Here is a 440-nt window from a genome sequence, read left to right as displayed (position 1 = left end):
TGCCGCCTATTTTTTCTTGACTGCTGAAAGTAAGCGTGACCTTCGTAGCATCTGCGTCGTAGGCGTTCTTGATGAGTTCAGAGAGCGCGGTTTCCTGCTTGCTGACAAGCTGCTCACCGAGCCTTTGGATATGGGCAGCATCGACAGAAAACCGAACTCGGTTAGGATCGTCATCAACAAACTCCCGGCTGGCGGCTTCCACGAGATGCCAATTCGGGGTTTTCTTGCTGACCTCAGCTTCGACTATCTTCCGTGGGTCGATACTGATCGTGTGATCCAAATCGGTGTCGTATTCTATGGGGTGCTCAGCATGCAAGACTTGAAAGCCCAGCACGCCTTCCCGACCCGTATCGACATAGCCGCCATGGACGATGCTGAGCTTGCCAGGGGTTATGCCAACGAACACACCAGCTGCGGTGATCAGCTCGACTACCTCTTCG

At 53.9% G+C, this 440-nt stretch carries 1 protein-coding gene; it reads right to left on the bottom strand.

The features are described 5' to 3' along the window. Window positions 1-280, bottom strand: a 280-nt coding sequence (locus tag PL597_RS26060) for an ATP-binding protein (protein ID WP_271366662.1), incomplete at its 3' end; no start/stop codon positions are given. Window positions 281-440 lie beyond the last annotated feature (160 nt).

This window comes from Agrobacterium sp. ST15.13.013, from assembly GCF_027956525.1.
Lineage (GTDB): Bacteria > Pseudomonadota > Alphaproteobacteria > Rhizobiales > Rhizobiaceae > Agrobacterium > Agrobacterium salinitolerans.
Note: the sequence above shows the minus strand (reverse complement) of the source record. Positions and strands in the feature narration are given on the sequence as shown.